Source organism: Gordonia crocea (assembly GCF_009932435.1).
GTDB classification, from domain to species: domain Bacteria; phylum Actinomycetota; class Actinomycetes; order Mycobacteriales; family Mycobacteriaceae; genus Gordonia; species Gordonia crocea.
Genome location: NZ_BJOU01000001.1, coordinates 895,493 through 920,809 on the forward strand (window position 1 = coordinate 895,493; position 25,317 = coordinate 920,809).

29 protein-coding genes are annotated in these 25,317 nt (G+C 67.9%); 17 read left to right on the forward strand and 12 right to left on the reverse strand.

Annotation, left to right across the window (positions count from 1 at the left end):
• Window positions 1–11: 11 nt before the first annotated feature.
• The 5 genes from nbrcactino_RS04255 (at window position 12) to nbrcactino_RS04275 (ending at window position 4,713) form a co-directional block, all read left to right on the forward strand.
• Window positions 12–800: a 2-keto-4-pentenoate hydratase gene (locus nbrcactino_RS04255; RefSeq protein WP_161926234.1), complete on the forward strand. Its 789-nt coding sequence runs from the start codon at window positions 12–14 to the stop codon at window positions 798–800.
• A gap of 49 nt (window positions 801–849) precedes the next feature.
• Window positions 850–1,776, forward strand: coding sequence for an acetaldehyde dehydrogenase (acetylating) (locus nbrcactino_RS04260; RefSeq protein WP_161926235.1), 927 nt, complete (start codon window positions 850–852; stop codon window positions 1,774–1,776).
• 8 nt (window positions 1,777–1,784) lie between these two features.
• On the forward strand, window positions 1,785–2,849 hold the full coding sequence (gene dmpG, locus nbrcactino_RS04265; protein WP_161926236.1) for a 4-hydroxy-2-oxovalerate aldolase: 1,065 nt from the start codon (window positions 1,785–1,787) through the stop codon (window positions 2,847–2,849).
• A gap of 186 nt (window positions 2,850–3,035) precedes the next feature.
• A complete protein-coding gene (locus nbrcactino_RS04270) occupies window positions 3,036–4,016 on the forward strand; it encodes a type IV toxin-antitoxin system AbiEi family antitoxin domain-containing protein (RefSeq protein WP_161926237.1) in 981 nt (326 codons plus the stop codon).
• Window positions 4,017–4,152: 136 nt separating this feature from the next.
• Window positions 4,153–4,713, forward strand: a complete 561-nt coding sequence (locus tag nbrcactino_RS04275; RefSeq protein WP_161926238.1) for an NlpC/P60 family protein — start codon at window positions 4,153–4,155, stop codon at window positions 4,711–4,713.
• A 39-nt stretch (window positions 4,714–4,752) separates the two neighbouring features.
• On the opposite strand, the gene nbrcactino_RS04280 is transcribed toward nbrcactino_RS04275, so the two are convergent.
• Window positions 4,753–4,956, reverse strand: coding sequence for a hypothetical protein (locus tag nbrcactino_RS04280; RefSeq protein ID WP_161926239.1), 204 nt, complete (start codon window positions 4,954–4,956; stop codon window positions 4,753–4,755).
• Between the two features lie 67 nt (window positions 4,957–5,023).
• On the opposite strand from nbrcactino_RS04280, the gene nbrcactino_RS04285 reads away from it, so the two are divergent.
• Both nbrcactino_RS04285 and nbrcactino_RS04290 read left to right on the forward strand, forming a co-directional pair.
• A complete protein-coding gene (locus tag nbrcactino_RS04285) occupies window positions 5,024–5,656 on the forward strand; it encodes a cysteine hydrolase family protein (RefSeq protein WP_161926240.1) in 633 nt (210 codons plus the stop codon).
• 90 nt (window positions 5,657–5,746) lie between these two features.
• Window positions 5,747–7,006: a glutaminase gene (locus nbrcactino_RS04290; RefSeq protein WP_161926241.1), complete on the forward strand. Its 1,260-nt coding sequence runs from the start codon at window positions 5,747–5,749 to the stop codon at window positions 7,004–7,006.
• Between the two features lie 21 nt (window positions 7,007–7,027).
• Here the strand turns inward: nbrcactino_RS04290 and nbrcactino_RS04295 are convergent, their stop codons facing one another.
• Together nbrcactino_RS04295 and nbrcactino_RS04300 are read right to left on the reverse strand one after the other, a co-directional pair.
• Window positions 7,028–7,408, reverse strand: coding sequence for a hypothetical protein (locus tag nbrcactino_RS04295; protein ID WP_161926242.1), 381 nt, complete (start codon window positions 7,406–7,408; stop codon window positions 7,028–7,030).
• Window positions 7,408–8,592: a 3-ketosteroid-9-alpha-monooxygenase, oxygenase component gene (locus nbrcactino_RS04300; RefSeq protein WP_161926243.1), complete on the reverse strand. Its 1,185-nt coding sequence runs from the start codon at window positions 8,590–8,592 to the stop codon at window positions 7,408–7,410. Before nbrcactino_RS04300 ends, nbrcactino_RS04295 begins: the two co-directional genes overlap by 1 nt.
• Before the next feature lie 219 nt (window positions 8,593–8,811).
• On the opposite strand from nbrcactino_RS04300, the gene hsaA reads away from it, so the two are divergent.
• The 6 genes from hsaA to nbrcactino_RS04330 are packed head-to-tail and all read left to right on the forward strand — an operon-like array spanning window position 8,812 to window position 14,636.
• A complete protein-coding gene (gene hsaA / locus nbrcactino_RS04305) occupies window positions 8,812–10,005 on the forward strand; it encodes a 3-hydroxy-9,10-secoandrosta-1,3,5(10)-triene-9,17-dione monooxygenase oxygenase subunit (RefSeq protein ID WP_161926244.1) in 1,194 nt (397 codons plus the stop codon).
• Between the two features lie 35 nt (window positions 10,006–10,040).
• Window positions 10,041–10,958 carry an iron-dependent extradiol dioxygenase HsaC gene (gene hsaC, locus nbrcactino_RS04310; RefSeq protein WP_161926245.1) on the forward strand — a complete coding sequence of 306 codons (918 nt, stop codon included), beginning with the start codon at window positions 10,041–10,043 and terminating at the stop codon, window positions 10,956–10,958.
• A 7-nt stretch (window positions 10,959–10,965) separates the two neighbouring features.
• The gene (hsaB, locus tag nbrcactino_RS04315) at window positions 10,966–11,538 is read left to right on the forward strand and encodes a 3-hydroxy-9,10-secoandrosta-1,3,5(10)-triene-9,17-dione monooxygenase reductase subunit (protein ID WP_161926246.1); all 573 of its coding nucleotides are present in this window, start codon (window positions 10,966–10,968) and stop codon (window positions 11,536–11,538) included.
• Window positions 11,529–12,719: a hypothetical protein gene (locus nbrcactino_RS04320; RefSeq protein WP_161926247.1), complete on the forward strand. Its 1,191-nt coding sequence runs from the start codon at window positions 11,529–11,531 to the stop codon at window positions 12,717–12,719. Before hsaB ends, nbrcactino_RS04320 begins: the two co-directional genes overlap by 10 nt.
• The gene (locus nbrcactino_RS04325) at window positions 12,716–13,498 is read left to right on the forward strand and encodes an SDR family oxidoreductase (protein WP_161926248.1); all 783 of its coding nucleotides are present in this window, start codon (window positions 12,716–12,718) and stop codon (window positions 13,496–13,498) included. Before nbrcactino_RS04320 ends, nbrcactino_RS04325 begins: the two co-directional genes overlap by 4 nt.
• A complete protein-coding gene (locus nbrcactino_RS04330) occupies window positions 13,491–14,636 on the forward strand; it encodes a sulfotransferase family protein (RefSeq protein WP_161926249.1) in 1,146 nt (381 codons plus the stop codon). The genes nbrcactino_RS04325 and nbrcactino_RS04330 overlap by 8 nt, the downstream gene beginning before the upstream one ends.
• Window positions 14,637–14,653: 17 nt before the next feature.
• On the opposite strand, the gene nbrcactino_RS04335 is transcribed toward nbrcactino_RS04330, so the two are convergent.
• Genes nbrcactino_RS04335 through nbrcactino_RS04350 form a run of 4 tightly spaced genes read right to left on the reverse strand, consistent with a single transcriptional unit; the run spans window position 14,654 to window position 18,794 of the window.
• Window positions 14,654–15,730 (reverse strand): acyl-CoA dehydrogenase family protein, encoded by a 1,077-nt coding sequence (locus nbrcactino_RS04335; RefSeq protein ID WP_161926250.1) that lies wholly within the window; start codon window positions 15,728–15,730, stop codon window positions 14,654–14,656.
• A complete protein-coding gene (locus nbrcactino_RS04340) occupies window positions 15,727–16,698 on the reverse strand; it encodes an acyl-CoA dehydrogenase family protein (RefSeq protein WP_161926251.1) in 972 nt (323 codons plus the stop codon). The genes nbrcactino_RS04335 and nbrcactino_RS04340 overlap by 4 nt, the downstream gene beginning before the upstream one ends.
• Before the next feature lies 1 nt (window position 16,699).
• Window positions 16,700–17,860: an acyl-CoA dehydrogenase family protein gene (locus nbrcactino_RS04345; protein ID WP_161926252.1), complete on the reverse strand. Its 1,161-nt coding sequence runs from the start codon at window positions 17,858–17,860 to the stop codon at window positions 16,700–16,702.
• Window positions 17,861–17,864: 4 nt separating this feature from the next.
• Window positions 17,865–18,794, reverse strand: a complete 930-nt coding sequence (locus nbrcactino_RS04350; protein WP_161926253.1) for an enoyl-CoA hydratase — start codon at window positions 18,792–18,794, stop codon at window positions 17,865–17,867.
• A 77-nt stretch (window positions 18,795–18,871) separates the two neighbouring features.
• Between nbrcactino_RS04350 and nbrcactino_RS04355 the strand changes: the two genes are divergently transcribed.
• Window positions 18,872–19,024, forward strand: a complete 153-nt coding sequence (locus nbrcactino_RS04355) for a hypothetical protein (RefSeq protein ID WP_186343300.1) — start codon at window positions 18,872–18,874, stop codon at window positions 19,022–19,024.
• A 6-nt stretch (window positions 19,025–19,030) separates the two neighbouring features.
• Here the strand turns inward: nbrcactino_RS04355 and fdxA are convergent, their stop codons facing one another.
• From fdxA to nbrcactino_RS04370, 3 genes are all read right to left on the reverse strand, one after another.
• The gene (fdxA, locus tag nbrcactino_RS04360) at window positions 19,031–19,381 is read right to left on the reverse strand and encodes a ferredoxin (RefSeq protein WP_161926255.1); all 351 of its coding nucleotides are present in this window, start codon (window positions 19,379–19,381) and stop codon (window positions 19,031–19,033) included.
• An 8-nt stretch (window positions 19,382–19,389) separates the two neighbouring features.
• A complete protein-coding gene (locus nbrcactino_RS04365; RefSeq protein ID WP_161926256.1) occupies window positions 19,390–20,004 on the reverse strand; it encodes a DUF2249 domain-containing protein in 615 nt (204 codons plus the stop codon).
• A 157-nt stretch (window positions 20,005–20,161) separates the two neighbouring features.
• Window positions 20,162–21,058: a helix-turn-helix domain-containing protein gene (locus tag nbrcactino_RS04370; protein WP_161926257.1), complete on the reverse strand. Its 897-nt coding sequence runs from the start codon at window positions 21,056–21,058 to the stop codon at window positions 20,162–20,164.
• Window positions 21,059–21,088: 30 nt separating this feature from the next.
• Here nbrcactino_RS04370 and cysD point away from each other — a divergent pair, with 30 nt between their 5' ends.
• Genes cysD through nbrcactino_RS04385 form a run of 3 tightly spaced genes read left to right on the forward strand, consistent with a single transcriptional unit; the run spans window position 21,089 to window position 24,673 of the window.
• Entirely contained in the window at window positions 21,089–22,024 is a 936-nt protein-coding gene (gene cysD / locus nbrcactino_RS04375) for a sulfate adenylyltransferase subunit CysD (RefSeq protein ID WP_161926258.1), read from the forward strand.
• Window positions 22,024–23,880, forward strand: a complete 1,857-nt coding sequence (gene cysC, locus nbrcactino_RS04380) for an adenylyl-sulfate kinase (RefSeq protein WP_161926259.1) — start codon at window positions 22,024–22,026, stop codon at window positions 23,878–23,880. The genes cysD and cysC overlap by 1 nt, the downstream gene beginning before the upstream one ends.
• A gap of 1 nt (window position 23,881) precedes the next feature.
• Window positions 23,882–24,673 carry a 3'(2'),5'-bisphosphate nucleotidase CysQ gene (locus tag nbrcactino_RS04385; RefSeq protein WP_186343301.1) on the forward strand — a complete coding sequence of 264 codons (792 nt, stop codon included), beginning with the start codon at window positions 23,882–23,884 and terminating at the stop codon, window positions 24,671–24,673.
• A gap of 7 nt (window positions 24,674–24,680) precedes the next feature.
• Here nbrcactino_RS04385 and nbrcactino_RS04390 read toward each other — a convergent pair whose 3' ends face one another.
• On the reverse strand, window positions 24,681–24,944 hold the full coding sequence (locus nbrcactino_RS04390) for a hypothetical protein (RefSeq protein ID WP_161926260.1): 264 nt from the start codon (window positions 24,942–24,944) through the stop codon (window positions 24,681–24,683).
• A gap of 18 nt (window positions 24,945–24,962) precedes the next feature.
• The gene (locus nbrcactino_RS04395) at window positions 24,963–25,169 is read right to left on the reverse strand and encodes a hypothetical protein (RefSeq protein ID WP_161926261.1); all 207 of its coding nucleotides are present in this window, start codon (window positions 25,167–25,169) and stop codon (window positions 24,963–24,965) included.
• Between the last annotated feature and the right edge of the window lie 148 nt (window positions 25,170–25,317).

Below are 25,317 nucleotides of genomic sequence, written 5' to 3' on the forward strand. Positions count from 1 at the left end.
GAGGAGAGACCATGGCCGTCGCTGACCCGGTCCGCGCGCAGATCGCCGCCGACCTCGCGCAGGCGGAGGCGACCGCCGTCGCCATCGACCCGCCGACGGCCTCCCATCCCGATCTCGACGTCGTCGACGCCTACGAGATCCAGCTGATCAACATCCGTCGCCGCCTCGACGCGGGGGCCGCGGTCGCCGGGCACAAGGTGGGCCTGGCGTCGGAGGCCATGCAGAAGATGATGAACGTCGACGAGCCCGACTACGGGCACCTGCTCGACGACATGCAGTACTTCGAGGGCAAGCCGATCGACTTCTCGTCGTTGTGCTTCCCGCGCGTGGAGGTGGAGGTCGGGTTCATCCTCGGCGAGGACCTGCCCGGCGAGGGCTGCACCAACGAGGACGTCGTCGCGGCGATCGAATGGGTGGTGCCGTCGATCGAGCTGATCGACTCGCGCATCCGGGATTGGCAGATCACCCTGCCCGACACGATCGCCGACAACGCGTCGTCGTGCGGGTGGATCCTCGGCCAGCAGCGCGTCGCCATCGCCGACATCGACACCGGCGACATCGACGCCACCCTGACCCGCAACGGCGAGGTGGTCGCGAAGGGCAACTCGTCGGCGGTGTTGGGGCACCCGCTCAACGCCGTGTCCTGGCTGGCGAACAAGGTGTCCACGTTCGGCGTGCGCCTGCGCAAGGGCGACGTCATCCTGCCGGGCACCGCGACGCGCGCGATCGACATCGGCAGCGGCGACCACTTCGTCGCCGAGTTCGCCGGACTCGGCAGCGTCACCCTCGACTTCACCTGACCTGATTCCACCAACGACTTCCACACAGCCTGGAGAAACGGAGGCTCATATGAGCGCCAAACTGAGTGCGGCGATCATCGGCTCGGGCAACATCGGCACCGATCTGATGTACAAGCTCGAACGATCGTCGGTCATCGAACCGCGCTGGATGGTCGGTATCGACGCCGACTCCGAAGGCATGAAGCGCGCGGCCGACCACGGCCTGATCACCATGAGCGGTGGTGCCGACGAACTGTTGGCGTCGGCGGAGAAGCCCGACCTGATCTTCGAGGCGACCAGTGCCTACGTGCACCGCGAGTACGCGCCGAAGTATGAGGCGGCCGGGATCACCGCGATCGACCTCACGCCGGCCGCCGTCGGACCGGCCGTCGTGCCGCCGGCGAACCTGCGCGAACACCTCGACGCCCCCAACACCAACATGATCACCTGCGGCGGTCAGGCCACCATCCCGATGGTGCACGCCGTCTCCTCGGTGGTGCCGGTTCCCTACGCCGAAATCGTCGCGTCGGTGTCGAGCGAGTCCGCCGGGCCGGGTACCCGCGCCAACATCGACGAATTCACCAAGACCACCTCGCGCGGGATCGAGACCATCGGCGGTGCACAGCGCGGCAAGGCGATCATCATCCTCAACCCCGCCGATCCGCCGATGATCATGCGCGACACCATCTTCTGTGCGATCCCCGCCGACGCCGACACCGACGCGATCGCCGCGGCCATCCACCAGCGCGAGAAGGACATCCAGGAGTACGTGCCGGGCTACCGGTTGCTGCAGGATCCGCAGTTCGATCCGCCGAGCGTCCTCAACGGCGGGCACGCCCGGGTGTCGATCTTCGTCGAGGTGGAGGGGGCCGGCGACTTCCTGCCGCCCTACGCCGGGAACCTGGACATCATGACCGCCGCCGCCACCAAGGTGGGCGAGGAAATCGCCAAGTCCAAGCTGACGACGGCCGAATCTGCCGCTGTGGCGGGGAAGTGAGAGAAACCATGAGCGACTTGATGGCCAACGCGCGGCCCTACTCCGACACCCTGGACATCCGGATCACCGACTCGTCGCTGCGCGACGGATCGCACCACAAGCGCCACCAGTTCACCGAGCAGGAGGTGCGCGACATCGTCGCCGCGCTCGACGGGGCCGGGGTGCCGGTCATCGAGGTGACCCACGGCGACGGCCTGGGTGGGTCGTCGTTCAACTACGGGTTCTCCAAGACCCCCGAGCAGCAGTTGATCAAGGCGGCCGCCGAGACGGCCAAGAACGCGAAGATCGCCTTCCTCATGCTGCCCGGCCTCGGGATCAAGGACGACATCATCGAGGCGCGTGACAACGGCGGGCAGATCTGCCGCATCGCCACCCACTGCACCGAGGCCGACGTGTCGATCCAGCACTTCGGGCTGGCCCGCGAGCTCGGCCTGGAGACGGTCGGGTTCTTGATGATGAGCCACAGCCAGCCGCCGGAGGTGTTGGCCAAGCAGGCGCGCATCATGGCCGACGCCGGCTGTCAGTGCGTCTACGTCGTCGACTCGGCGGGTGCGATGGTGCTCGAGCAGGTCTCCGACCGGGTTGCGGCGGTGGTCGCCGAACTGGGCGACGACGCGATGGTCGGGTTCCACGGTCACGAGAACCTCGACGTCGCGGTGGCCAACTCGGTCCTGGCGATCCGGGCCGGGGCGCAGCAGATCGACGGCTCGATCCGCCGGTTCGGCGCCGGCGCGGGCAACACGCCGACCGAGGCCTTCGTGGGCGTGTGCGACAAGCTGGGCATCAAGACCGGCGTCGACTTCCTCAAGATCGCCGACGCGGCGCAGGACGTCGTCCGCCCGGTCATGCCCAGTGAGTGCCTGGTCGACCGCCCGGCGATGATGATGGGCTACGCCGGCTGCTACAGCTCCTTCCTCAAGCACGCGGAGGGCCACGCCGAGAAGTACGGTGTCTCCGCCGCGGACATCCTCATCGAGGCGGGCAACCGCAAGCTCGTCGGCGGTCAAGAGGACCAGCTCATCGACATCGCCCTGGAACTCAAGAAGAAGCAGGACGCCAACGCCGGGGTGTAGCACTTGAACGAACGCGCTGCGGTAGCGGGAGCCCGATAGCCCGGACGGCTTTCAGTGTGGAGGGTTGTGACCACATAGCGGTCACAACCCTCCACTTTGTCCACATTTGCCGATCATCCACAGGAGTAGCGGCGCGAGAGGCTCTCGGCGGCATCTAGGCCTGCGACGACGTCCACACTCAACCCCATGCCCGCTCGCGCGCCCTCCACCACGAGTGCATCTCTTCTCGACGAGTTACTCGGCCAACAGAATGGGGTCATCACCCGCAAGCAAGTGCTCGCCTGCGGACTGCCGGCCGCGTTCGTCCGCCGCAAACTCCGGCGGGGCACCTGGGTTGCCGTCGAGCCGGGCGTATACATCACCCACACCGGTGCACTCACCTGGCGTCAGCGCGCCTGGATTGCTGTCCTCGCCCTGCCGCGCGCCGCGTTGAGTCACGAATCCGCCCTGTGCGCAGCCGGACTCGAGCTATCGATGTCGGGTCCTATCCATGTCGCCGTGGATCGCGAAGCCAGAGTCGCCGACCGACGCGGGATCGTTGTGCACCGCTGCGCAGGTCTGGAGGAGCGAGTTCAGTGGAATATGCGTCCGCCGCGAGTACGCGTGGAACACGCGGTCCTCGACGTCGCGGCCGCAGCCCGGCGCGAGATCGATACGATCGCCACTCTGGCCGACGCCGTTCAGGCGAGGCTGACCACCCCGCCGCGCCTTCAGCTGGCGCTGTCGGGGCGGCGGCGCCTTGCGCGGCGCTCGCTCATCGGCGAGGTGCTGGCGGACGTGGCGACCGGAACCTGTTCGGTCCTCGAGCATGCCTACCTCACGCGCGTCGAGCGGCCGCACGGATTACCCCGACCCCGGCGGCAGGCTCCGACCACCGTCGGCAGACCAGGCTTCCGCGACGTGGAGTACCACGAGTTCGGCCAGATCATCGAGCTCGATGGTCGCTTCGGCCACGACGATCCGCAGTCACGGGACCGCGACCTGGAACGCGATCTCGACGCAGCTGTTTTCGGCAAGCAGCACACCCTGCGTCTGGGTTGGGGTCAGATATACGTTCGGCCGTGCACGACCGCTGACAAGGTGGCAGCTGTTCTGCGGCATCGTGGCTGGACCGGAAAGCCGACACGTTGCCCTCGCTGTCCGCCGCATCTATGCGGAGGGTTGTGACCTCTATGTGGTCAGAGCGCTCCACACAAGCACCGCCGTTGAGCACATTGGCCTCAGGTATCACACCAGTCACAATGCGGTTGCGCCTCGAAAACCGCTGGTCGCAAACGGTGGAACCTCCCTCACGCTGGAGTGCATGACTCCGAAACAACCATTCGCGCGCAGTCCGCGCCGGCGCCTGCCGGTCGGGCGCTGGGTGGCGGCACCGGCGATCGTGGCCGCCGTGGCGGCGGGATCAATCGTCGCGCCGAATCTGCACCTGACCGCCGGGTCCTCGGGTTCCTCCTCCGGCGGCTCGTCAGGATCGTCGGGATCGGTGGACATCTTCCTGCCGGTCTCCACGCCGGCCGGCATGGGTGCGCTGACCGCGGCCATCACGCAGGTTGGCAAACCCTACAAATGGGGCGGTACCGGCCCCAACGCCTGGGACTGCTCGGGTCTGCTCCAGTGGGCGTTCGCCACCGTGGGGGTTCGCATTCCCCGCGTGAGCCAGCAGCAGGCGCGGTTCGGCAAGGCGATCCCGCTCGCGGCGCTCGCACCCGGCGACGTCATCGTGTTCTACCGCAACGCCAGCCACATCGGTATCTACGCGGGTGGCGGCCAGGTCTTCCATGCCGGCGGCCCCAACGGCCGACCGATCAAGTTTCAGCCGTTGAACACGATGCCCCGGATCAAGACGATTCGGCGTTACGGCTAGTCGTCGAGCGGGAGCGAAACACCGCCGAGCGGGCGAAGCTCAGCCGACCCTGCGGTACTTTTTGTGCATCGCTTGCTTGGAGAAGCCGAGCAGTGTGCCGATCTCCGCCCAGGACAATCCGGCCAGTCGCGCGCGCCGAACGGCCACCTCCTCGGCGCGGGCCACATCGCGTCGCATGAGGGCGATTCGGCTGAGCTCCTCGATCGGCGTCTCGCCGTCGTCGTTGCCTACCGCAGTTCTCATACCTCCAGGGTGCCCTGAAGCGGAATCAGTCGTCAACTGAGGTTGACGATATGGGAAGCTGGGAGTCGTGAGCGACTACCTCAGCCCCCAGTGGCCGAACTCGGCTCTGGTGATGATCGACGTCCAGAATGATTTTGTCGACGGGCCGACGGCGATTCCCGGCACCGCCGAGCGGATCGAGACGATGGCCCGCCTCATCGAAGCGTTCCGCGCCGCGCGGCGCCCTGTCGTCCACATCGTCCGTTCCTACGTCCCGGGGGAGAGCGACGTCGACACCGTTCGTCGGGCCGGTATCGAAGCGGGAAGTTCGGCGGTCCAGCCGGGATCCGTGGGCGCGAAGGTTCCTGCCCGCCTTGTCGACGCCGACCCCGACTGGGAACTGCTTCGTTCCGGCGAGCCCCAGAGTGTGGGGCCGGACGAGTTCCTCCTCTACAAGCCACGCTGGTCGGCCTTCCACCGCACGCAGCTCGACGACCTGCTGCGCGGCCGCGGCGTGAGCACCGTCGTCGTCGCCGGGTGCAACCTGCCGAACTGTCCGCGGGCCACGCTCTTCGACGCGACCGAGCGCGACTACCGAGCGGTCCTCGCCGTCGACGCGACATCGCAGCCCACGCCGGAACGACTGGCTGATCTGGAGTTGATCGGCGTGCAACTACTCACCGTCGACGACATCGCGCGCGGCCTCGCCGTCGACGACTAGTTACCACGGCACTGATCGGCAAACACCTCACCGATTGCTGCCGTGGGTGATGATGGGTGCCGTAGGAACACCAACAACCGGAGGCCACTCGTGCGATCACCGATTCCCGACTATCTCGCCGAGGTGCTCGGCTCGGTGGAGTCCGACGAGACCGGGGCTCCCGCCGACTACATCCCCGAGCTCGCCACCGCCAACCCGAACCGCCTGGCCGCGGCGATGGCGACCCTCGACGGCGAGGTGTACGCGGTCGGCGATTGTTCCGACGAGTTCACCATCCAGTCGATCTCCAAGCCGTTCGTCTATGCGCTGGCGCTGGCCGACCGCGGGTTCGAGCCGGTCCTGGCGAAGGTGGGGGTCGAGCCGTCCGGGGAGGCGTTCAACAAGGTCTCCCTCGACGGCGGGGGGCGTCCGCTCAACCCGATGATCAACGCCGGCGCCATCGCGACGCACAGCCTCGCGGGTCCGGCGGGGATCGATGCGAAGGGGCGTTTCGACCGTATCGTCGACGGGTTGAGCGCCTTTGCCGGACGGCGGCTACAGGTCGACGAGGCGGTCTTCGCGTCGGAGATGGACACCGCGTTCCGGAACACGTCGATCGCCTATCTGCTGCGCGCCTATGACGTGCTCGACGAGGACCCGACCGCCGTCGTCGGGGGCTACACCCGGCAGTGCTCGCTGCTGGTGACCACCGTTGACCTGGCGCTGATGGCGGCGACCCTGGCCAACCGCGGCATCCAACCGGTGACCGGGGAACGCGTGGTGTCTGAGGCGGTGGTCCGACAGGTCCTCAGTGTGATGACCACCTGCGGCATGTACGACTCCGCCGGGGACTGGGTGACGCAGGTGGGGATCCCGGCCAAGAGCGGGGTCGCCGGCGGGCTGATCGGCGCCCTGCCCGGCCAGGTCGGCATCGCCACCTTCTCGCCGCGCCTGGACCGCCACGGCAACAGCGTCCGCGGCATTCGGCTTTTCGAACGGTTCTCCGACGACACGGGCATGCACATGATGGACGTCCCCTCGTCGTCGACGACGGTGATCCGCAAGGACCGGCGCATCGCCGACGACCTGCGCCTGTATGTCATCCAGGGTGGGCTGCGGTTCGCCGAGGCCGAGCACGTGGTGCGCAGGGTCTCTTACGGTGCGCCGAAGGAGCGCCGCATCGCCATCGACCTCTCGCACGTCCACGCCATCGACGACGTGGCGCGGCGGATGATTCTGGAGGTGATCCGCCGACTCTCCCTCGACGGCCACGAGGTCTTCCTCGTCGATCCCGAGCAGGTCATCCCCAACCCGGATCCGGGGACCGGGGGCAGCGTCACCGTCGTCACGACGGTGGGCGATATCGACTGAGTCGGTACTCCGAGTGCGGCCTCACCAATAGCCGTCGGGATCGACCTCGGGTCCTTCGCGGGGGATGATGCCCTCGGCGACGCCGTGGTCGATCGAGGCGGTCAACCGGGGGCAGCCCGGCAGCATCGCGGGGTTGCCGCCATCGGCGCGAACCTCGTCGAAGGCGGGACAGGTCTCACGCGCCGCGGCCGTCCACTGCACACTCGTCTGGTGCGGGCTGGTCTTCTTCACGAAGACGCAGGCGTGGCAGGCCCGGCATTCGATCTCGGTGAGACCGTTGCGCAGGTAGTGCTGGCGGTCGCGGGCGGTCGCTTCTTCGATGGCGGCGCGGCGCACGGGATCGTCGTGGTAGTCGGGCGCTTTCGCCCAACCCCGTGCCGGTTTGTGCGCCGCGCGCGTCATCAGACGCTCGCCCCCGCGTCGGCCTCCTGCGCCTTGGCCGCCTCCTCAGCCTTCGCCTCCTCGGCTTGGCGCTTGAGGTTCTCCTGCACCTCGATGTTCCAGTTCTCCACGGCCTTGGTCGTGTCGATCTCGTACTCGAAGCGCTGGGTCATCTCCTCGGTCACATCGTCGACGTCGACGTAGAACTGTTCGTACCAGCGGCGCAGCTGGTAGACGGGTCCGTCTTCTTCGACGAGGAGCGGGTTGTCGATTCGGGTCTTGTGCTTCCAGATCTCGACGTCTTGGAGGAAGCCCACCTCGATGCCGGCGCTGATCTTCTTGGCCATCTTGTCGGCCTGCTCCGGCGAGAGCCCGTCGGGGATCTTGGCCATGACGCCGAACATGAGCACGAAGGAGTTCTCGTCGATGGGATAGTGGCAGTTGGTGAGGATGGTCTCCACCGCGTAGCCGCCGTAGTACTGGACCATCGGGTTCAGCATGTAGGACGGCCCGTAGTAGGCGGCGATCGACTCCAGCCGGGTGTCGCCGTAGGCCGAGGTGATCGCGACGTCGGGGCGGCCGTGGCTGTTCATGTACTGTGCGGCGGTCTGGCCCTCGAAGACGTTCTTGAAGTAGTCCGGCAGCGCATAGTGCACGTAGAAGAAGTGCGCCATGTCGACGACGTTGTCGATGATCTCGCGGCAGTTGGATCCCTCGATGACGATCCGGTTCCAGGTCCAGCCGGTCCACTGATCGGTCCCGAGCTCCTCGAGCTCGGGGATGTAGCAATTCTCCGGTGGCGGGTTGCCTTCCGGGTCGTTGTAGATGAAGGCCTGGCCGTTGCGGACCATCGTCGGCCAGGTACGGGTCTTGGCCAGCTTCGGGTTGCGCTTGGCGTAGGGGACCGTCGCGCAGCGACCCTTGCCGTTCCACTGCCAGCCGTGGAACGGGCAGGCGACGTTGTCGCCGCGCAGCACGCCCTGGGACAGGTCGCCGCCCATGTGGCGGCAGTAGGCGTCGAGCACCTTGAGCTCGCCCTGGGTGTCGGTCCAGGCCACCAGCTTGGTGCCGAAGACCTCGACCGAATGCGGCTTGCCGTCGTTGAACTCGTCGATCAAGCCGAGGCAGTGCCAACCGCGCGCGAATCGGGTCGGCACCTCCCCGGTGTCGATCTCACGCACCGCGGAATCTTGTGCGGGGGTCATAGCTCACTCCTCTGTCGGGCTGCGGCGTCCTTGCTTCAATACTAGAACACGTTACAAAAGTGTGCCGGATAGTGCTCCTCGCTTACAACGATTACAGCAGCAAACAGGACGTTTGGCCCCGTTCTCGACAGAAATAAGAACGTGTTCTAGTCTTACCTCGTACGCTTCGTGGCGAGGCGGTGCTCGTATCGACCCGCCACTCACAGGCAGGAGAGGTAGATGGCAGCTAACACGAATCAGCGCAGCGAACAGGCGCAGCAGGTCCTCGACAACATTGATGCGTTGTTGCCGGACTTTGCCCAGCGCGCGCAGCAGACCGAGGACGCGCGCCGGGTCTCCGACGAGAGTGCGCAGGCTCTGCAGGACGCCGGATTCTTCAAGCTGTTGCAGGCCGAGCAGTGGGGCGGCTACCAGACCGATCCGGTCACCTTCTACGAGGCGGTGCGCCGCATCGCCACCGCCTGCGGTTCCACCGGATGGGTCGCCGGCATCATCGGCGTGCACAACTGGCACCTCTCGCTCTTCGACCAGCAGGCACAGGAGGACGTGTGGGGCGACGACCCCAACGTCCGCATCTCGTCGTCGTACGCGCCGATGGGCATGGGCGAGGTCGTCGAGGGCGGCTACAAGGTCAACGGCAACTGGGCCTTCTCCTCCGGCTGCGAGCTGGCCGACTGGACCTTCGTCGGCGGCCCGGTCATCAAGGACGGTCGACCGGTCGACTTCGTCAGCTACTTGATCCCGCGCTCGGACTACAACATCAAGGACGTCTGGAACGTCGTCGGCCTCAAGGGCACCGGCTCCAACACCCTGGAGGTCAAGGACGTCTTCGTCCCGCGCCACCGCGTCCTGTCGATGGGCACCATGAGCAAGAACGAGAGCCCGGGACTCGAGCGCAACACCGCGCCGGTCTACAAGATGCCGTGGGGCACCATCCACCCGAGCACCATCTCCACGCCGATCGTCGGCATGGCCTACGGCGCCTACGCCGCCCACGTCGAGCACCAGGGCAAGCGCGTGCGCGCCGCCTATGCCGGCGAGAAGAGCAAGGACGACCCGTTCGCCAAGGTCCGCATCGCCCAGGCCGCCAGTGAGATCGACGCCGCGTGGCGCCAGCTCTCGGGCAACCTGCAGGACGAGTACGATTGCATCCTCGCCGGTGAGACGGTGCCGATGGAGCTGCGGCTCGCGGCCCGCCGCGACCAGGTGCGCGCCACCGGCCGCGCCATCGCCGCCATCGACATGCTGTTCGAGAACTCCGGTGCCGGTGCCCTCAACCTCGACTCGCCGATCCAGCGGTTCTGGCGCGATGCCCACGGCGGCCGCGTCCACGCCGCCAACGATCCCGAGCGGGCCTACGTGGCATACGGAAACGGAGAGTTCGGCATCCCCATCGGCGACACGATGGTCTGATTGCTCACGCGCACGCAACGAACAAGGGGTAGGCAATGACGAGCAGCGACAGTCCGATTCGCTCCCTCGGCTACATGCGCATCGACGCGACCGACATGGATGCGTGGCGCGAATTCGGGTTGAAGGTCCTCGGCATGGTGGAGGGCAAGGGCACCACGCCCGGTGCCCTCTACCTGCGGATGGACGACTTTCCGGCCCGGTTGGTGATCGTCCCGTCCGACCGTGACCACCTGGCCTGTTCGGGCTGGGAGTGCGCCACGGCCGAAGGGCTTCAGGAGGTCCGCGACCGGCTCACCGCCGCCGGCGTCGAGTTCCGCGAGGGCACCAAGGAGGAGAGGGTCGAACGCGCCGTCGACGGCCTGATCGTCTTTGCCGACCCCGACGGCAACGTGTTGGAGGCCTTCCACGGCATCGCGCTGCAGCACCGCCGCGTGGTGCCGCCGTACGGCCAGACCTTCGTCACCGGCGAGCAGGGGCTGGGCCACGTCGTCCTCTCCAGCCAGGACGACGCGAAGGCCCTCACCTTCTACCGCGACGTCCTCGGCTTCCGGCTGCGCGACTCGATGCAGCTGCCGCCGCAGGTCGTCGGCCGCGGCGAGGGCGACGACCCGGCGTGGCTCCGGTTCCTCGGCGTCAACTCGCGCCACCATTCGATCGCCTTCTCGCCGTTCTCCAACGGCACCGGCATCGTGCACCTCATGGTCGAGGTCGACGACGTCGACGACGTCGGGTTGGCCCACGACCGGGCGCTGCGGAAAAAGATCCGTCAGTCGGCCACGATCGGCCGGCACGTCAACGACCTGATGCTGTCCTTCTACATGAAGACCCCCGGCGGGTTCGACGTCGAGTTCGGTTGTGAGGGAAGGCAAGTCGACGACGACGAGTGGATCGCCCGCGAGTCCACCGCGGTCAGCCTGTGGGGCCACGACTTCTCCATCGGTTTCAAGGGCTGACCCGGCGATGGCCAACCAGCCCTTCGGTTCCAGCGAGTTCGACTCGCGCCAGTTCCGCACGGCGATGGGGCAGTTCTGCACCGGTGTCACCGTCATCACGACACTCACCGGTGAGGGGGCCCCGGTCGGCTTCGCGTGCCAGTCGTTCGCGGCGCTGTCGCTGGACCCGCCGCTCGTGCTGTTCTGCCCGATGAAGACCTCGCGCAGTTGGCCGGTGATCGAGGAGTCCGGCAAGTTCGTCGTCAACGTCCTGGCCAACCGGCAGCAAGAGGTCAGCTCCACGTTCGGCGCGCCCGGCGACGACAAGTTCAAGTCGGTCGCGTGGGACCCGTCCCCGTTGGGGCTGCCGGTGATCCGGCACAGCCTCACCTGGTTGGAGTGCGAAATCGAGAACGTCGTCGACGGCGGTGACCACCACATCGTGATCGGCCGGGCGACCACCCTGGGCGAGGTGCTGCAGGACAAGCCGCTGTTGTTCTACCGCGGCGGCTACCTGTCCACCGAACACCCGCGGGTCACCCCGGCGCAGGAGGCACTCGACGACTTCTTGACCTGGACGGGAGGGGACACGTGGCTGTGAGCGACGAGGAACTGGCGACCGCTCCGTTCTCGGCGGCCATCGCCGATGCCGAGAGACTGATCGCCGGTGCCGAGTTCGCCGAAACCGAGGCCGATCTCGCCGAGGGGTATGACTACCTCGCCGGATCCATCTCGGCGATCCTGCAACTGGTGCGGGCGCACAACCGCAGCCACCCGTACTTCGTCACCTCGACCGGCCCGTACTCCAAGATGGGTCTGGACAACCCGGACACCATCTACTACCACGCCGTCGTCGAGCCCGACGCCACCTACGTCGTGCGCGGAAAGCGCGGTAACACCGCCGATCTCAGCTTCCAGGTGCTGTGCGGGGAGTACTCCGCGGATTCGGTGCCCGACGGCGACTCGGCCTTCGACGACCGCCGCCTGACCATCGCCGAGGACGGGTCCTTCGAGCTGACCTTCGGCCCGGCGGTCGACAACCCGCAGAAGAGCTACTTCGTGCTGCCCGAGGGGGCGACGACGCTGGCCGTGCGGGAGGTCTACTCCGACTGGGATACCCAGGAGCGCGGATCGGTCACCATCGAGCGCGTCGACACCGCCGGTACCGCACCGGCGGAGCCGAGTCTGGAACGCATCAAGCGCCGCTACACGACCGCGGCCAAGATGCTGACCTCGCGGGTCAACACCTGGTTCAACTTTCCCCAGTGGTTCTACCTCGACGAGCCGGTCAACACCTTCACCGAGCCGCGGCTGACCCCCGGCGGGTTGGCCACCCAGTTCTCCTCCGTCGGGCATTTCGACCTGCCGGCGGACAAGGCGATGATCGTCACGGTGCCGCGTAGCGACGCCCCGTACCAGGGCTTTCAACTGGGCAGCCTCTGGTACATCTCCCTGGACTATGTGAACCACCAGACCAGCCTCAACTCGGCGCAGGCCCAGGTCGACCCCGACGGGAAGATCCGCATGGTGATCGCGGCGCGCAACCCCGGCGTCGCGAATTGGGTGGAGACCACCGGGCGCCGCCGCGGAATCATCCAGTTCCGCTGGCAGCGCACCGACAAGCCGATCGGCCCCGAACTCGGTCCGGTTGCCGAGGTCGTCGACTTCGACGAGGTGTCGGCGAAACTCCCGTACTACGAATCGAACTCGATCGACGAGGACGGCTGGGCGGCGCGGATCGCAGCGCGGCAACGGGCGTTCGCGAGGAGGATGTTGGCGTGAGCGGACTGCTGCAGGGCAAGGTCGTCGTCGTATCCGGGGTGGGTCCCGGGCTGGGGAAGGCACTGTGTCTGCAGTCCGCGGCCCACGGTGCGACGGTCGTGCTCGCAGCCCGCACCGAGTCGCGGTTGGCCGAGATCCGCGACGAGATCCATGGCCGGGGCGGCACGGCGCTGGCGGTGCCGACCGACATCACCGACGACGACCAGGTCGACAACCTCGTGCGGACGGCGGTCGCCGAGTACGGCGGCGTCGACGTCGTAATCAACAACGCCTTCGCGATGCCGTCGATGAAATCGTTGGCGCGCACCGACTTCGAGCAGATCGCGTCGAGCATCGACCTGACTGTGTTGGGGACGCTGCGGGTGATCAAGGCGTTCACCGAGGCGCTCGAGGCGTCGAAGGGGTCCATCGTCAACATCAACTCGATGGTGATCCGACACTCCGAGCCGCGCTACGGCAGCTACAAACTGACTAAGTCGGCGCTGCTGGCCATGTCGCAAACGTTGGCGACGGAGCTGGGGGACAAGGGGATTCGGATCAACTCGGTGGCCCCGGGATACATCTGGGACGACCAGCTGAAGTGGTATTTCGGCGAGGTCGCCAAGAAGTACGGCATCACCCCCGAGCAGGTGTACGAACAGACCGCGTCGCGCAGCGACCTCAAGCGGTTGCCCGAGCCGGACGAGATCGCCCGGGCGGCGCTCTTTCTGGCCTCGGACCTGGCCAGCGCCATCACCGGCCACACCCTCGATGTGAACTGCGGGGAATACCATGACTGAAACGGCGGACAAGACCAGCGTCGGCACGGTCGACGACCTGCACGAATCTGCCACGCGGGCAACCGGGTTGAGCGATTTTGGCGAGGACACCGGGTACCGCGAGGCACTGCAGGTGCTTCTCGACTCCTATCGTGCCGAAGCCGGACTGACCCCACTCGGGTCGAAGATGTTCCGCTACTTCCTCAAGGGTGCCCTCGTCGCGCGGCTGCTGTCGGAGGCGTCGTGGACGGGTAATCCGGGCTACGCCGATGTCGAGGTCACCCGGCCGATCTTTGTGACCGGGCTGCCGCGCACCGGCACCACCGCGTTGCACCGACTGCTGTCGGCCGACCCGGCGCACCAGGGCCTCCAGATGTGGTTGGCCGAGTTCCCGCAGCCGCGCCCGCCGCGCGACACGTGGGAGTCCAACCCGGTCTACCAGCAGATCGACGCGGGGCTGGCACAGCACCACGTCGAGAACCCCGAGTTCATGGGGCTGCACTACATGGACGCCGGCGAGGTCGAGGAGTGCTGGCAGTTGTTGCGCCAGGACGTCATGTCGATCTCCTACGAGTCGCTGGCCCATGTGCCGTCGTACTCGTCGTGGCTGGCGGGCCAGGACTGGACGCCGGCCTATCAACGGCACCGGCGCAACCTGCAGTTGATCGGCAGCAATGACCCGGACAAGCGGTGGGTGTTGAAGAACCCCAGCCACCTGTTCGCCCTCGACGCGCTGATGGCGGCCTATCCCGATGCACTGGTGGTGCAGACCCACCGTGCGCCGGAGACGATCATCGCCTCGATGTGCAGCTTGGCCGAACACGCCACCCCGGGGTGGTCGACGACGTTCGTCGGCGAGACCGTCGGGCGCGATCAGCTGGATCTGTGGTCGCGGGGGTTGCGCGAGTTCACCGCCGCGCGCGCCAAGTACGACCCGGCCCAGTTCGTCGACGTCGACTTCGCCGACCTGCGCAGCGACCCGCTCGGCACGGTCGACCGCGTCTATGCGGCGTTGGGTACCGAGCCGGCCGAGCAGGCCCGCGCGGCGATGGTCGCCCTCGACGAGGAGAGCCGCACGGGTGACCGCAAGCCGCAGCACCGCTACGATCTCGCCGACTACGGGCTCACCGTCGAGCAGGTCCGCGAGGCGTTCACCTGAGTCGTCGCTGGATCGCGCTAGAGCGACACGGCGGCGACGACGTCGACCGGTTGGCCGAAGAATTGCGCGCTGGAATGGGCCCGCTTGAAGTAGAGCTGAATGTCGTGTTCCCAGGTGATGCCAATGCCGCCGTGCAACTGGACCGCCTCGGCGACGACGCGGGTGAACGCCTCGGAGCAGTACACGTGCGCCGCGGCGGCCAGCTCCGCCCCCTCACCGGTGCCGATGGCCTCGACCGCGGCGTAGGCAACCGAGCGCCCCGTCTCGATGTCGGCATACATGTCGGCCATGCGGTGCTTCAGCGCTTGGAACGACCCGATCACGCGCCCGAACTGCTTGCGCGCCTTGGTGTAGTCGACCGTGAGCCGCAGCGCCGCCGACGCCGCACCGACCTGCTCGACGGCGAGCATGGCCCACGCCACATCGCGCAGCCGGGCGAGAAGGTCGTCGGGGGCGGCGATGGCCTCGGCCGCGGCATCGGTGAACCGCACCTGCGATAGCGGGCGCGTGGGATCCATCGTGGCGACCGGGACGACCTCGACGCCGGGTGCGTCGGCGGCGATGACGTGCAGGGTCGCGTGTGGGGTCGGGCCGGCCACGACCACCAGGTCGGTGGCCGCCTCGGCATCGGTGACGTAGTGGGCGGTGCCGGACAGGATCCCGCCGTCCGCGGTCACCCCCGGTGTCTCCCAGGAGGTTTCGCCGGCCAGGCACAAGGTGGCGGTCCGCTCGCCGGCGGCCAGATCGGCCAGCAGTCCGGCGGGTCCGTGGCCGCCCCGCTCGGCCGCGACGAGCAGCGCGCCGGTGGCGAGGACGGCCGAGGAGAACAGCGGGACCGGCGACAGCGAGGCGCCGAGCTCCTCGACGACGGCGGCCAATGCGCCCCAACCGGCGCCGACGCCACCGTCCTCCTCGGGAATCGCCAGTGCCGCGGCCCCGACCTCGACCAGGCCGGACCACAACGGCGCGTCGGTGCGCGTCGTCGAGGACATCGATGCCCGCACGGCCTCGCTGCCCCCGCCCCGGGCGACGAGGTCGGCGACCGAGTCGCGCAAGGCGACCAGGTCGTCGGCCGAGATTGCCTCGGAACTCATCGCAGGGTGTCCAGGATCCGCGCCCGGTGTGCCGCGGGCGTGCCCCAGGCGCTTTGCAGCGCTTGGGTTTTGGTGAGGTACCGCGAAAGGTCGTGTTCGACGGTGTAGCCGATCGCACCGAGGACCTGCAGGCTGCGCCGCGCCGAGAGGTAGGCGGCATCGGCGGCGGCGACCTTGGCGGCGGAGACCTCCCGATCGGCGTTGACCTCGTCGGGAACCGCGCCGTCGAGAGCCAGAGCGGCGCCGTGAACGAGAGGCCGTGCCATTTCCAGTGCGACCGCCACATCGGCGAGGTGGTGTTTGACCGCCTGGAAGGAACCGATTGCCCGGCCGAACTGGTGGCGGGTCTTTGCGTACTCGGTGGCGAGGTCGAGCATGGCGGTGCCCAAGCCGAGGAGTTGCGCGGCGGTGGCCAGCGCACCGTGGTTCAACACGTCGGCGAGAGCGATGCCGACGCCCAAGGAGTCGGCGGGCGCCACCTCGGCGACGGTGCGCGACGGGTCGACCGTGGCCAGTGGTTCATCGGCGGTACCGGCGTGCAGCACGCCGTCGACCAGGGTGAACACCGTCGACGTCGTAGGGTCGGCGGCGCGCGGCTGCCAGATCCCCGCCGTGATGGTGGCGGGCGTACCCGACGCGACCTCGGTGAGTTCGGCGCTCCGCCCGGCCTGTCGAAGGGCGACGGGCACCGCGGCGAGGGTCTCGGCGACCGGGCCGGGCACCGCGTGGCGGCCCAGTGCCTCGGCTGCGACGACCATCTCGACGGCTCCGGCCCCGGCCCCGCCGTGCTCCTCCGCGACGAGAAGGCCGGTGACGCCCAATTCGGCCAGCGAACCCCACAGGGTCAGCCCGGGCGCGGTGTCACCGTCGGCCCAGGCCCGGTTGGCGGCGATGGCGTCGGCACGGGAGGCCAGGCCGTCGATCGTGTCGGCCAGGCCGACGTGCTCGTCGTCGAGAAGGAATCTCATCTCAGCGGTCCCCTCGGGGCAGGCCGAGAAGTCGCTCGGCGATGACGTTGCGTTGAATCTCGTTGGTACCGGCGTAGATCGGGCCCGACAGCGAGAAGAGGTAGCCGTCGGTCCAGGCGTCGACCAGCTCCGCGTCGGCGCCCTGCAACTCCAGTGCGGTCTCGTGCGCGGCGATGTCCCACTGCGACCAGAAGACCTTGTTGATCGAGGACTCCAAGCCCAACTGCCCCCCGGCGGCCAGACGGCTGACCGTGGCGTAGGTGGACAGTTCGTAGGCGCGCGAGCCGATCCACGCGTCGACTACGCCCTTGTCGGTCGCCGCGGTGGCGGGGACGTCGGCCGTGCGCCACAGTTCGAGCAGCCGATCGGTGGTGGCGAGGAAGCGCCCCGGGGACCGCAGCGAGAGGCCGCGCTCGTTGGCCGCGGTACTCATTGCCACCTTCCAGCCGTTGTCCACCTCGCCGATGACACCGGAGTTCGCCGGGTCGGCCGGGTCGTCAGGCACGAAGACGTCCTCGAGGAAGAGCTCGGCGAAACCCGGCTCGCCGTCGAGCTGGGCGATCGGTCGGACCGTGACCCCGGGGGCGCGCAGGTCGAACATGAAATACGTCAAGCCACGGTGCTTCTGCGCCGCTTTGTCGGAGCGGAAGAGCCCGAAGCCCCAGTCGGCGAAGGAAGAGCGCGAGCTCCACGTCTTCTGGCCGTTGAGCAACCAGCCGCCCTCGGTGCGCGTCGCGGTGGAGCGCAGCGAGGCAAGGTCGGAGCCGGACTCTGGCTCGCTCCACGCCTGTCCCCAGATGTCGTCGGCCCGCGCCATGCGGGGCATGATCCGGTCCAGCTGTTCCTTGCTGGCGTGCTCGAACAGCGTCGGCGCCAACAGAAAGATGCCGTTTTGGCTGACGCGGCCGGGGGCGCCGGAGCGGTAGTACTCCTCTTCGAAGATGACCCAGTGCAGCAGCGGCACGTCGCGCCCGCCGTACTCGACCGGCCAGCTGACCACCGACATGGCGTCGGCCGCCATCTCGGCCTCCCAGGCGCGGTGCGCCTCGAATCCCTCGGCGGTGTCCATCGAGGGGAGCGGCTGCGCCGGCACGTGGTCGGCGAGCCAGGAGCGGACCTCGGCCCGAAACGCCTGCGCGTCGTCGTCGAAAAGCAGGTCCACGTCGTCAGTCCTTCTTTTCCGCGGCGGCGCTGCCCGCCTTCATCGACTTTGCGTCCATCCCGCCGAGGGAGTCGCCGGATTCGGCGTTGGCGCTGTGGGCGTAGTGGTGCCATCCGAAGACCGAGTCCATCGCGGTGCGCATCCCCATCTGGTCCTCGCAGATGTTCACGGCCTTCTTCGACAGGAACAGCCCCTGCATCGGCATCGCGACGATCTGTTCGGCGATCGAGACGACCTTCGCGTCGAGTTCGTCGCGCGGCACCACGTGGTTGACCATGCCCCAGTCGAGGGCCTGCGCGGCGGTGAACCGTTCGCCGGTGAACAGGATTTCCTTCGCGCGGCGCGGGCCGAGGACGAAGGCGTGGGCGAAGTACTCGACGCCGGGGATACCCATCCGGGCGACCGGGTCGGAGAAGAACGCGTCGTCGGCGGCGACGATGAAGTCGCAGATCCACGCCAGCATCAGTCCGCCGGCGATGCAGGCGCCGTGGACCTGGGCGATGACCGGCTTGGGGATCTCGCGCCACCGGCGGCACATCCCCAGGTAGACCTCGATCTCGCGGGCCAGGCGCTGGTCGGCGGTCAGCGGGGTGTCCGGACCGCCCCCGGGGACGGTGTGGTCCCAGTGCAGCGTGGCCGCATTGTCGTAGTGGACGTGGAAGTCGCGCTCGGGGGTGCCGATGTCGTGGCCGGCGGAGAAGTGCTTGCCGTTGGCCCGCAGCACGATGGCCTTCACCGCCGGGTCGTCGACAGCGCGGCGGAACGCGGCGTCGAGGGAGTAGGTCATCACCGAGTTCTGCGCGTTGCGGTAGTCCGGGCGGTTGAGCGTCACGTACGCCAGGGCACCGTCGAGGGCGGTGTCATACGCGACCGGCGAGGTGTCCGGGCCTAGTTCCTCGGGGCGCAGCGGCGGTGGGATGACGGCATCACTCATGCCCGCAAGCCTAACCTAGCAAGTGCTTGGTTGGTAGGGCAGGTGAAATCGGACGCCGAAACGGGCACAGTAGAGATATGTGGAAAGCGCTCGCGATCATCGCCTTGGGGCTGATCGCCCTGATGTTCCTCTACCCGCTGATCAAGAGCCTGATCTGGCTCGGCGTCATCGCGCTGGCCATTTACGGCGCGATCGTCCTGTTCAGCGATAGCAAGAGCAAGTCGGGATAATCCGCGCTAGCCGGCCGTCTCCTGCGCCGGCAGCGAGGCGACCAGGGGTGCGTCGGCCGGGGTGACGCCGGTCTTCGCGGCGCCGCCGGGGGAGCCGAGCGGATCGGCCAGGCCGGGCAGCAGCTTCTCGAAGAAGTCGGCGTTGTCGGTCTGGTAGTCGGCCCACTCGTCGGGGAGGTCGTCCTCGTAGAAGATCGCCTCGACCGGGCACACCGGTTCACACGCGCCGCAGTCGACGCACTCGTCGGGGTGGATGTAGAGGCTGCGCGACCCCTCGTAGATGCAGTCGACCGGGCATTCCTCCACGCAGGCGCGGTCTTTGACGTCAACGCAGGGCTGCGCGATGACATAGGTCATGGGTCTGATTACCTCCGATCGGCGTTGAACGGCTCGATGGTCAGCGAGGGTTCGCGGTGGTTGTGGACGGTCAGGTAGCTCAGCCCGTCGGGTCCGGCGGTGAACGAGCGCTGCGAGTAGCGCGGCAGCCACAGCAGGTCGCCGGCGCCGACCTCGACGGCCTCGCCCTCGGTTCCGACGGTCCCGGATCCGGCCAGGACGTGGATCAGCACGTCGACCTCCCCGCCGGTGTGGGTGTCGATCTTCCCGTTGGGGGCCAGGCGGATGAGGTTGGAGTCGAGGTGGCGGTCGCGCAGCTCGAGCTTCCAGGCCACGTCGGCGGCATCGGTCGGGGCCTGGGTCAGGTCGGTGGTGTTGCCGAGCTTGCGGGGCAGGGCCGCCGAGGTGGTCTTGCCGATGCGGATCCGGTAGTCGCGCTTCTCCCGGACCAGGTACTCCCAGGAGTAGCTGCCCGGGCGTTCGACGTCGAACTCGTCGTGGAGGTGGCGGGGGTCGTGGTCGTTGACCAGGATCAGGGCCTCGCCGGCGCCCAGACTGTCGAACAGAGCGAAGATTTTCGGATGCCGCTGGGGTTTCGGGATCTCGCGAACATCAATCACCGGGGCATTCGAATCGGCAGCCATGGGCCCGCCTTTCACCTAGTCTTCGCAGGTAGCGAATTTAACCAACATTTGTAGTGAAAATCCTACCGACGTGTGGCCGCGGCAGACAGGGGACCTTCGGCCTGCTGGAAAACCCACCGTGACGACTGACGAAGGGAAATCCTCCCTTTCGGCGTCGTCAGGGGGACTCTTTCAGCAGGGCGGCCGCGGCGACGGTGGCCGCGCCGATGTGGGCCAACTCATCGGCGGACATCGTGGTGTTGGGGCACGCGACCACCGAGGCGATCACCCGCTCGCCGTCGAACACCGGGGCCCCCACGGTGACGGCGCCGACCTCGCCGACCAACTCGCCGGGCAGGTAGTCGATCACCGACAACTCTGAGACCAGTGCTCCGACGCGGTGGCGCAGCGACGCCGGGACGCTCGACATGGTGGTCAGCGCGTCGATCACCGCTCGGTGCTCGTCGGCGACCCGCTCGATCGAGTATCCGCGCTCCGCCACGGCGGGCAAGACCAGGCGCAGTCGGGCGCGGTCGGCGTCGGGGGCCAGCTCGATCCACGCCTCCTGGACTGCCGGCGGTTCCCAGGCGAGGAACTCCCGACAGATCGGCGGGCGCAGGGCGATGCGCCGCCCGGCGGGCAGGTCGGGCGGGGTCTTCGCGCTGCTGCGCTGGGGCCAGAGGTACTCGACGACGGTGACGCGGGAGTCGTCGATCCGCCGTGCCAAGAACACCGGGGCCCGCACCGCGTCGGCCAGGTCGGACAGGATGGGGCGGGCCGCGGTGGTCAGCCGGTCCGCGCCCAGCACGCGCGTCGCCGTGGCGAGCAGGCCGGTGCCGAGGGTGATGATCCCGTCGTCGTCGCGGCGCAACCAGCCCAGGTCGACCAGTTCGGCGACGATCGCGTGAGTCGTCGCCCTGGACAACCCGGTGTCGCGCACAATGTCAGCGAGGGTGATTTTGCGCTCGGGGTCGCGGGTGACCGCGTCGACGACGGCGTCGACGACGGCCACCGCGCGGCGGGTCGGCGGTGAAGGTTGACGTCCGGCAACATCGTCGCCTACGGTCGCTGTCATATTGTCAACACATAGTGTCGAATATTCGACATGTCAAGAGAAGGCGTCAGAGTGAGCGAAACGCGCTACGAACTGACACACCTCCAGGCCCTTGAGGCCGAGGCGGTGCACATCTTCCGTGAAGTCGCGGCAACGTTGCGCAACCCCGGCCTACTGTTCTCCGGAGGCAAGGACTCGGTGGTGATGTATGCGATCGCGCGCAAGGCCTTCTGGCCGGCGCCGCCGCCGTTCACCCTGATGCACGTCGACACCGGGCACAACTTCGACGAGGTCATCGAGTTCCGCGACCGGCTCGTCGAGCAGACCGGGGCACGCCTGGTGGTGAGCAGCGTCCAGGACGACATCGACGCCGGCCGGGTCGTCGAGCAGACCGGGCCGGGCACCAGCCGCAACCGGCTGCAGACGGCCGCCCTGCTGCGCGGTATCGCCGAGAACCGCTTCGACGCGGTGTTCGGCGGCGCGCGCCGCGACGAGGAGAAGGCCCGTGCCAAAGAACGGGTCTTCAGCTTCCGCAACCGCGAGGGCGGCTGGGATCCGCGGGCCCAGCGCCCCGAGCTCTGGCACCTCTACAACGGCCGCCACCACCCCGGCGAGCATATCCGCGTCTTCCCCCTCTCCAATTGGACCGAGCTCGACATCTGGCAGTACATCGCCGCCGAGGAGATCGAACTGCCGTCGATCTACTACGCCCATGAACGCGAGGTGGTCCCGCGCGACGGGATGCTGCTGGCGCAGACGCGCTTTTTGGAGACCTACCCGGGCGAGACCAGCCACCTCGAGCGGGTGCGCTTCCGCACGGTCGGCGACGCCACCTGTACCGGCTGTGTCGAGTCCGACGCCGACACCGTCGAGAAGGTGATCGAGGAGATCTCCGCGACGCGGCTGACCGAACGCGGGGCCACCCGTGCTGATGACCGCATCTCGGAGGCGGGCATGGAAGACCGGAAGAAGGAGGGGTACTTCTGATGGCAGGGGAGGATCGCGACCGCAGCGAACTGTTGCGGCTGGCCACCGCGGGCTCGGTCGACGACGGGAAGTCGACGCTCATCGGCCGGCTGCTCTTCGATTCCAAGAGTATCTTCACCGACCAGCTCGAGGCGATCGAGCGGACCAGCGCCCAGCGCGGCACCGAGTTCACCGATCTGGCGCTGCTGACCGACGGCCTGCGGGCTGAACGGGAGCAGGGGATCACGATCGACGTCGCCTACCGGTACTTCGCCACACCGCGGCGCAAGTTCATCATCGCCGACACCCCCGGCCACGTGCAGTACACGCGCAACATGGTCACCGGGGCATCGACGGCCGATCTGGCGATCATCCTCATCGACGCCCGCAAAGGCGTGTTGGAGCAGACCCGCCGCCACGCCTTCCTCTCCTCGCTGCTGGGCATCCCGCACCTGACGATCTGCGTCAACAAGATGGACCTGGTCGAGTGGTCGCAGGCGCGGTTCGACGAGATCCGCGAGGAGTTCATCGATTTCGCCGCCAAGCTCAACGTCACCGACCTGACCTTCATCCCCATCTCCGCTCTCGCCGGCGACAACGTCGTCACCAGGTCGGCGAACATGGGGTGGTACACCGGTCGCCCCCTGCTCGACCACCTCGAAGAGGTGTACATCGCCAGCGACCGCAACCTGATCGATGCGCGGCTGCCGGTGCAGTACGTGGTGCGGCCACAGGACCGCGAGGGGTCCGACCACCGGGCCTACGCGGGAACCGTAGCCGGCGGCCGCTTCTCGGTCGGCGACGAGGTGGTGGTCCTGCCCAGCGGGTTCACTTCGACGGTGACCAGCCTGTGGGCGCCGGGCGGACGCAAAGTCGACGAGGCCTTCGCCGGGATGGCGGTCACCGCCGAGCTCGCCGACGAGATCGACATCGTCCGCGGCGACATGCTGGCGCGGCCGAACAACCGGCCGCACGTCGGTCGCGACCTCGACGCGCTGGTGTGCTGGTTCGCCGAGGACATCGACCTCGAACCGGGCCGGCGCTACATCCTGCAGGGCGCCACCTCGTCGACCCGCGCGGAGGTGTCCGAGCTCAACTACCGCCTCGACGTCAACACGCTGCACCGCGACGAAGACGCGGATCGGTTGTCGCTCAACGAGATCGGCCGGATGTGGTTGCATCTGCGCGAGCCGATGATGTTCGACCCCTATGTCCGCAACCGGGAGACCGGCAGCTTCATCCTCGTCGACGAGGCGACCAACCGGACCGTCGCGGCGGGCATGATCACCGGTCCGCACACGCACAACGCGAACATCGTGTGGCAGACCACGAAGGTGGGGCGCGACCAGCGCGCCGACCTCGGCGCGACGCTGTGGATGACCGGCCTGTCCGGCTCGGGCAAGTCGTCGCTGGCGATCGAGCTGGAGCGGCGCCTCGTCGCGCAGGGCCGCCCGGCGTACATCCTCGACGGCGACAATCTTCGCCACGGCCTCAATGCGGATCTCGGTTTCACCGCCGTCGACCGCACCGAGAACATCCGGCGCACCGCGCAGGTGGCGGCCTTGTTCGCCGACGCGGGGATCGTGGTGATCGTGTCGCTGATCAGCCCGTTCGCCGCGGACCGTGCCTACGCCCGCGAGGTGCACCAGGACCAGGCGTTGGAGTTCCACGAGATCTTCGTCGACACCCCGCTGGCTGATTGCGAGCACCGTGATCCGAAGGGGCTGTATGCCAAGGCGCGCAGTGGCGAGATTCCCGACTTCACCGGCATCAGCTCGCCCTATGAGCGCCCCCTCAATGCGGAGATCGTCGTGAAACCCGCCGACGGGCCGGCCGGCGACGTCGCCGAGGCCATCCTGCGCGACCTAGGGTTGTGACATGGCCGTGCGCGCAGAACTGAACGCTGACCTGACCGATCTCGAGCTGGCCGTCGCGCTCGCGACGGCTGCCGGCGACCTGCTGCTCTCGGTCCGCGCCGACTCGGGACTGTCTGGACGGGACCTGGGCGATGTAGGCGACCGCCGGTCCGACGACTTCCTGCAGGAGCAGTTCGCCCGACTGCGCCCCGACGATGCCGTGCTGAGCGAGGAGTCGACCGACGACCTGGCGCGCCTGGACGCGCGGCGGGTCTGGATCGTCGACCCGGTCGACGGCACCCGCGAGTATGGGACCGAAGGACGGGCGGACTGGGCGGTGCACGTGGCGCTGTGGGAACGCGGCGAGTCCGGCGACGGGAATCTGACCGCTGGTGCCGTGGCCTTGCCCGCTCTTGGGATCACCTACGCATCGGACCCGGCGCCGGTTGCACCGGTTGTCGGGTTGGCGCCGCCGCGCACCGACCGCGCCCGGGTGGTCGTGAGCGGATCGCGGCCCCCGGCCTTCGCCGACTCGGTGGCCAGCGCGCTCGATGCCGAGTTGGTCCCTGTGGGTTCGGCCGGCGCCAAGGCCATGGCCGTCGTGCGCGGCGAGGCCGACGCCTACGTGCACGGCGGCGGCCAGTTCGAGTGGGACTCGGCCGCGCCGGTAGTCGTCGCCCAGGCGAAGGGCCTCTGGTGCAGTCGGATCGACGGCTCGCCGCTGGTCTACAACCAGCGCGACACCTACCTGCCCGACCTCATCATCTGCCGCCCGGAGGTGGCGGAGTCGGTCCTTGGCGCGAGCCGCCCCTGATCTGCCGTCAGCTCCCGAACGGGCTGGGATCGGGGCGCGGTTTCGCCCTCGGCGCATCGCCGGTGATGTTGCAGATCAAGTTGTTGTGGAAGGCGGACTTGTCCGGGTTCTCCCAGATGTAATAACCAGGAGCGCCATTCTGATCGGTGCACGGTGCGCCGACCCGCGGCTCCGCGGATGCGCCACCGGCACCCATCGCCCCGAACCCGATCGCCGCCGCTGCAGCCAACGCGGCCACCGCTGCCGTCCTACGTCCGATAGTCGTCACCATGTCTCTTCTCCTCCCGTCTCAGCGCTTCGGCACACAGTGGAAGTGGTGCCGACCGTTCTTGCTGTGCTGGTACTTGTACACGCCGGACTGGCCGTTCTTGAGGACGCATCCGTGGCCACTCGGATCATCGTCGTGCCAGCCGCCCGCCGACGCAGGGCCGCCGCCCATGGCAAGGGCCAGGGCTACCAACGGCGCGCATAGTGCCGCCTTTCCGATCATTGACATCGAACCACCGTCCCTACCGTTGTCCTGCGTGATCCCGGTGACCGCGCACGGGGAGTGCTCCCTAGAAATGCTAGGCCGGTGGCAAGCAGATGGTGGCGGATCGAGTAACTGAATATGCAGGATCATGCGGACCCGACCAGCTCGCCTA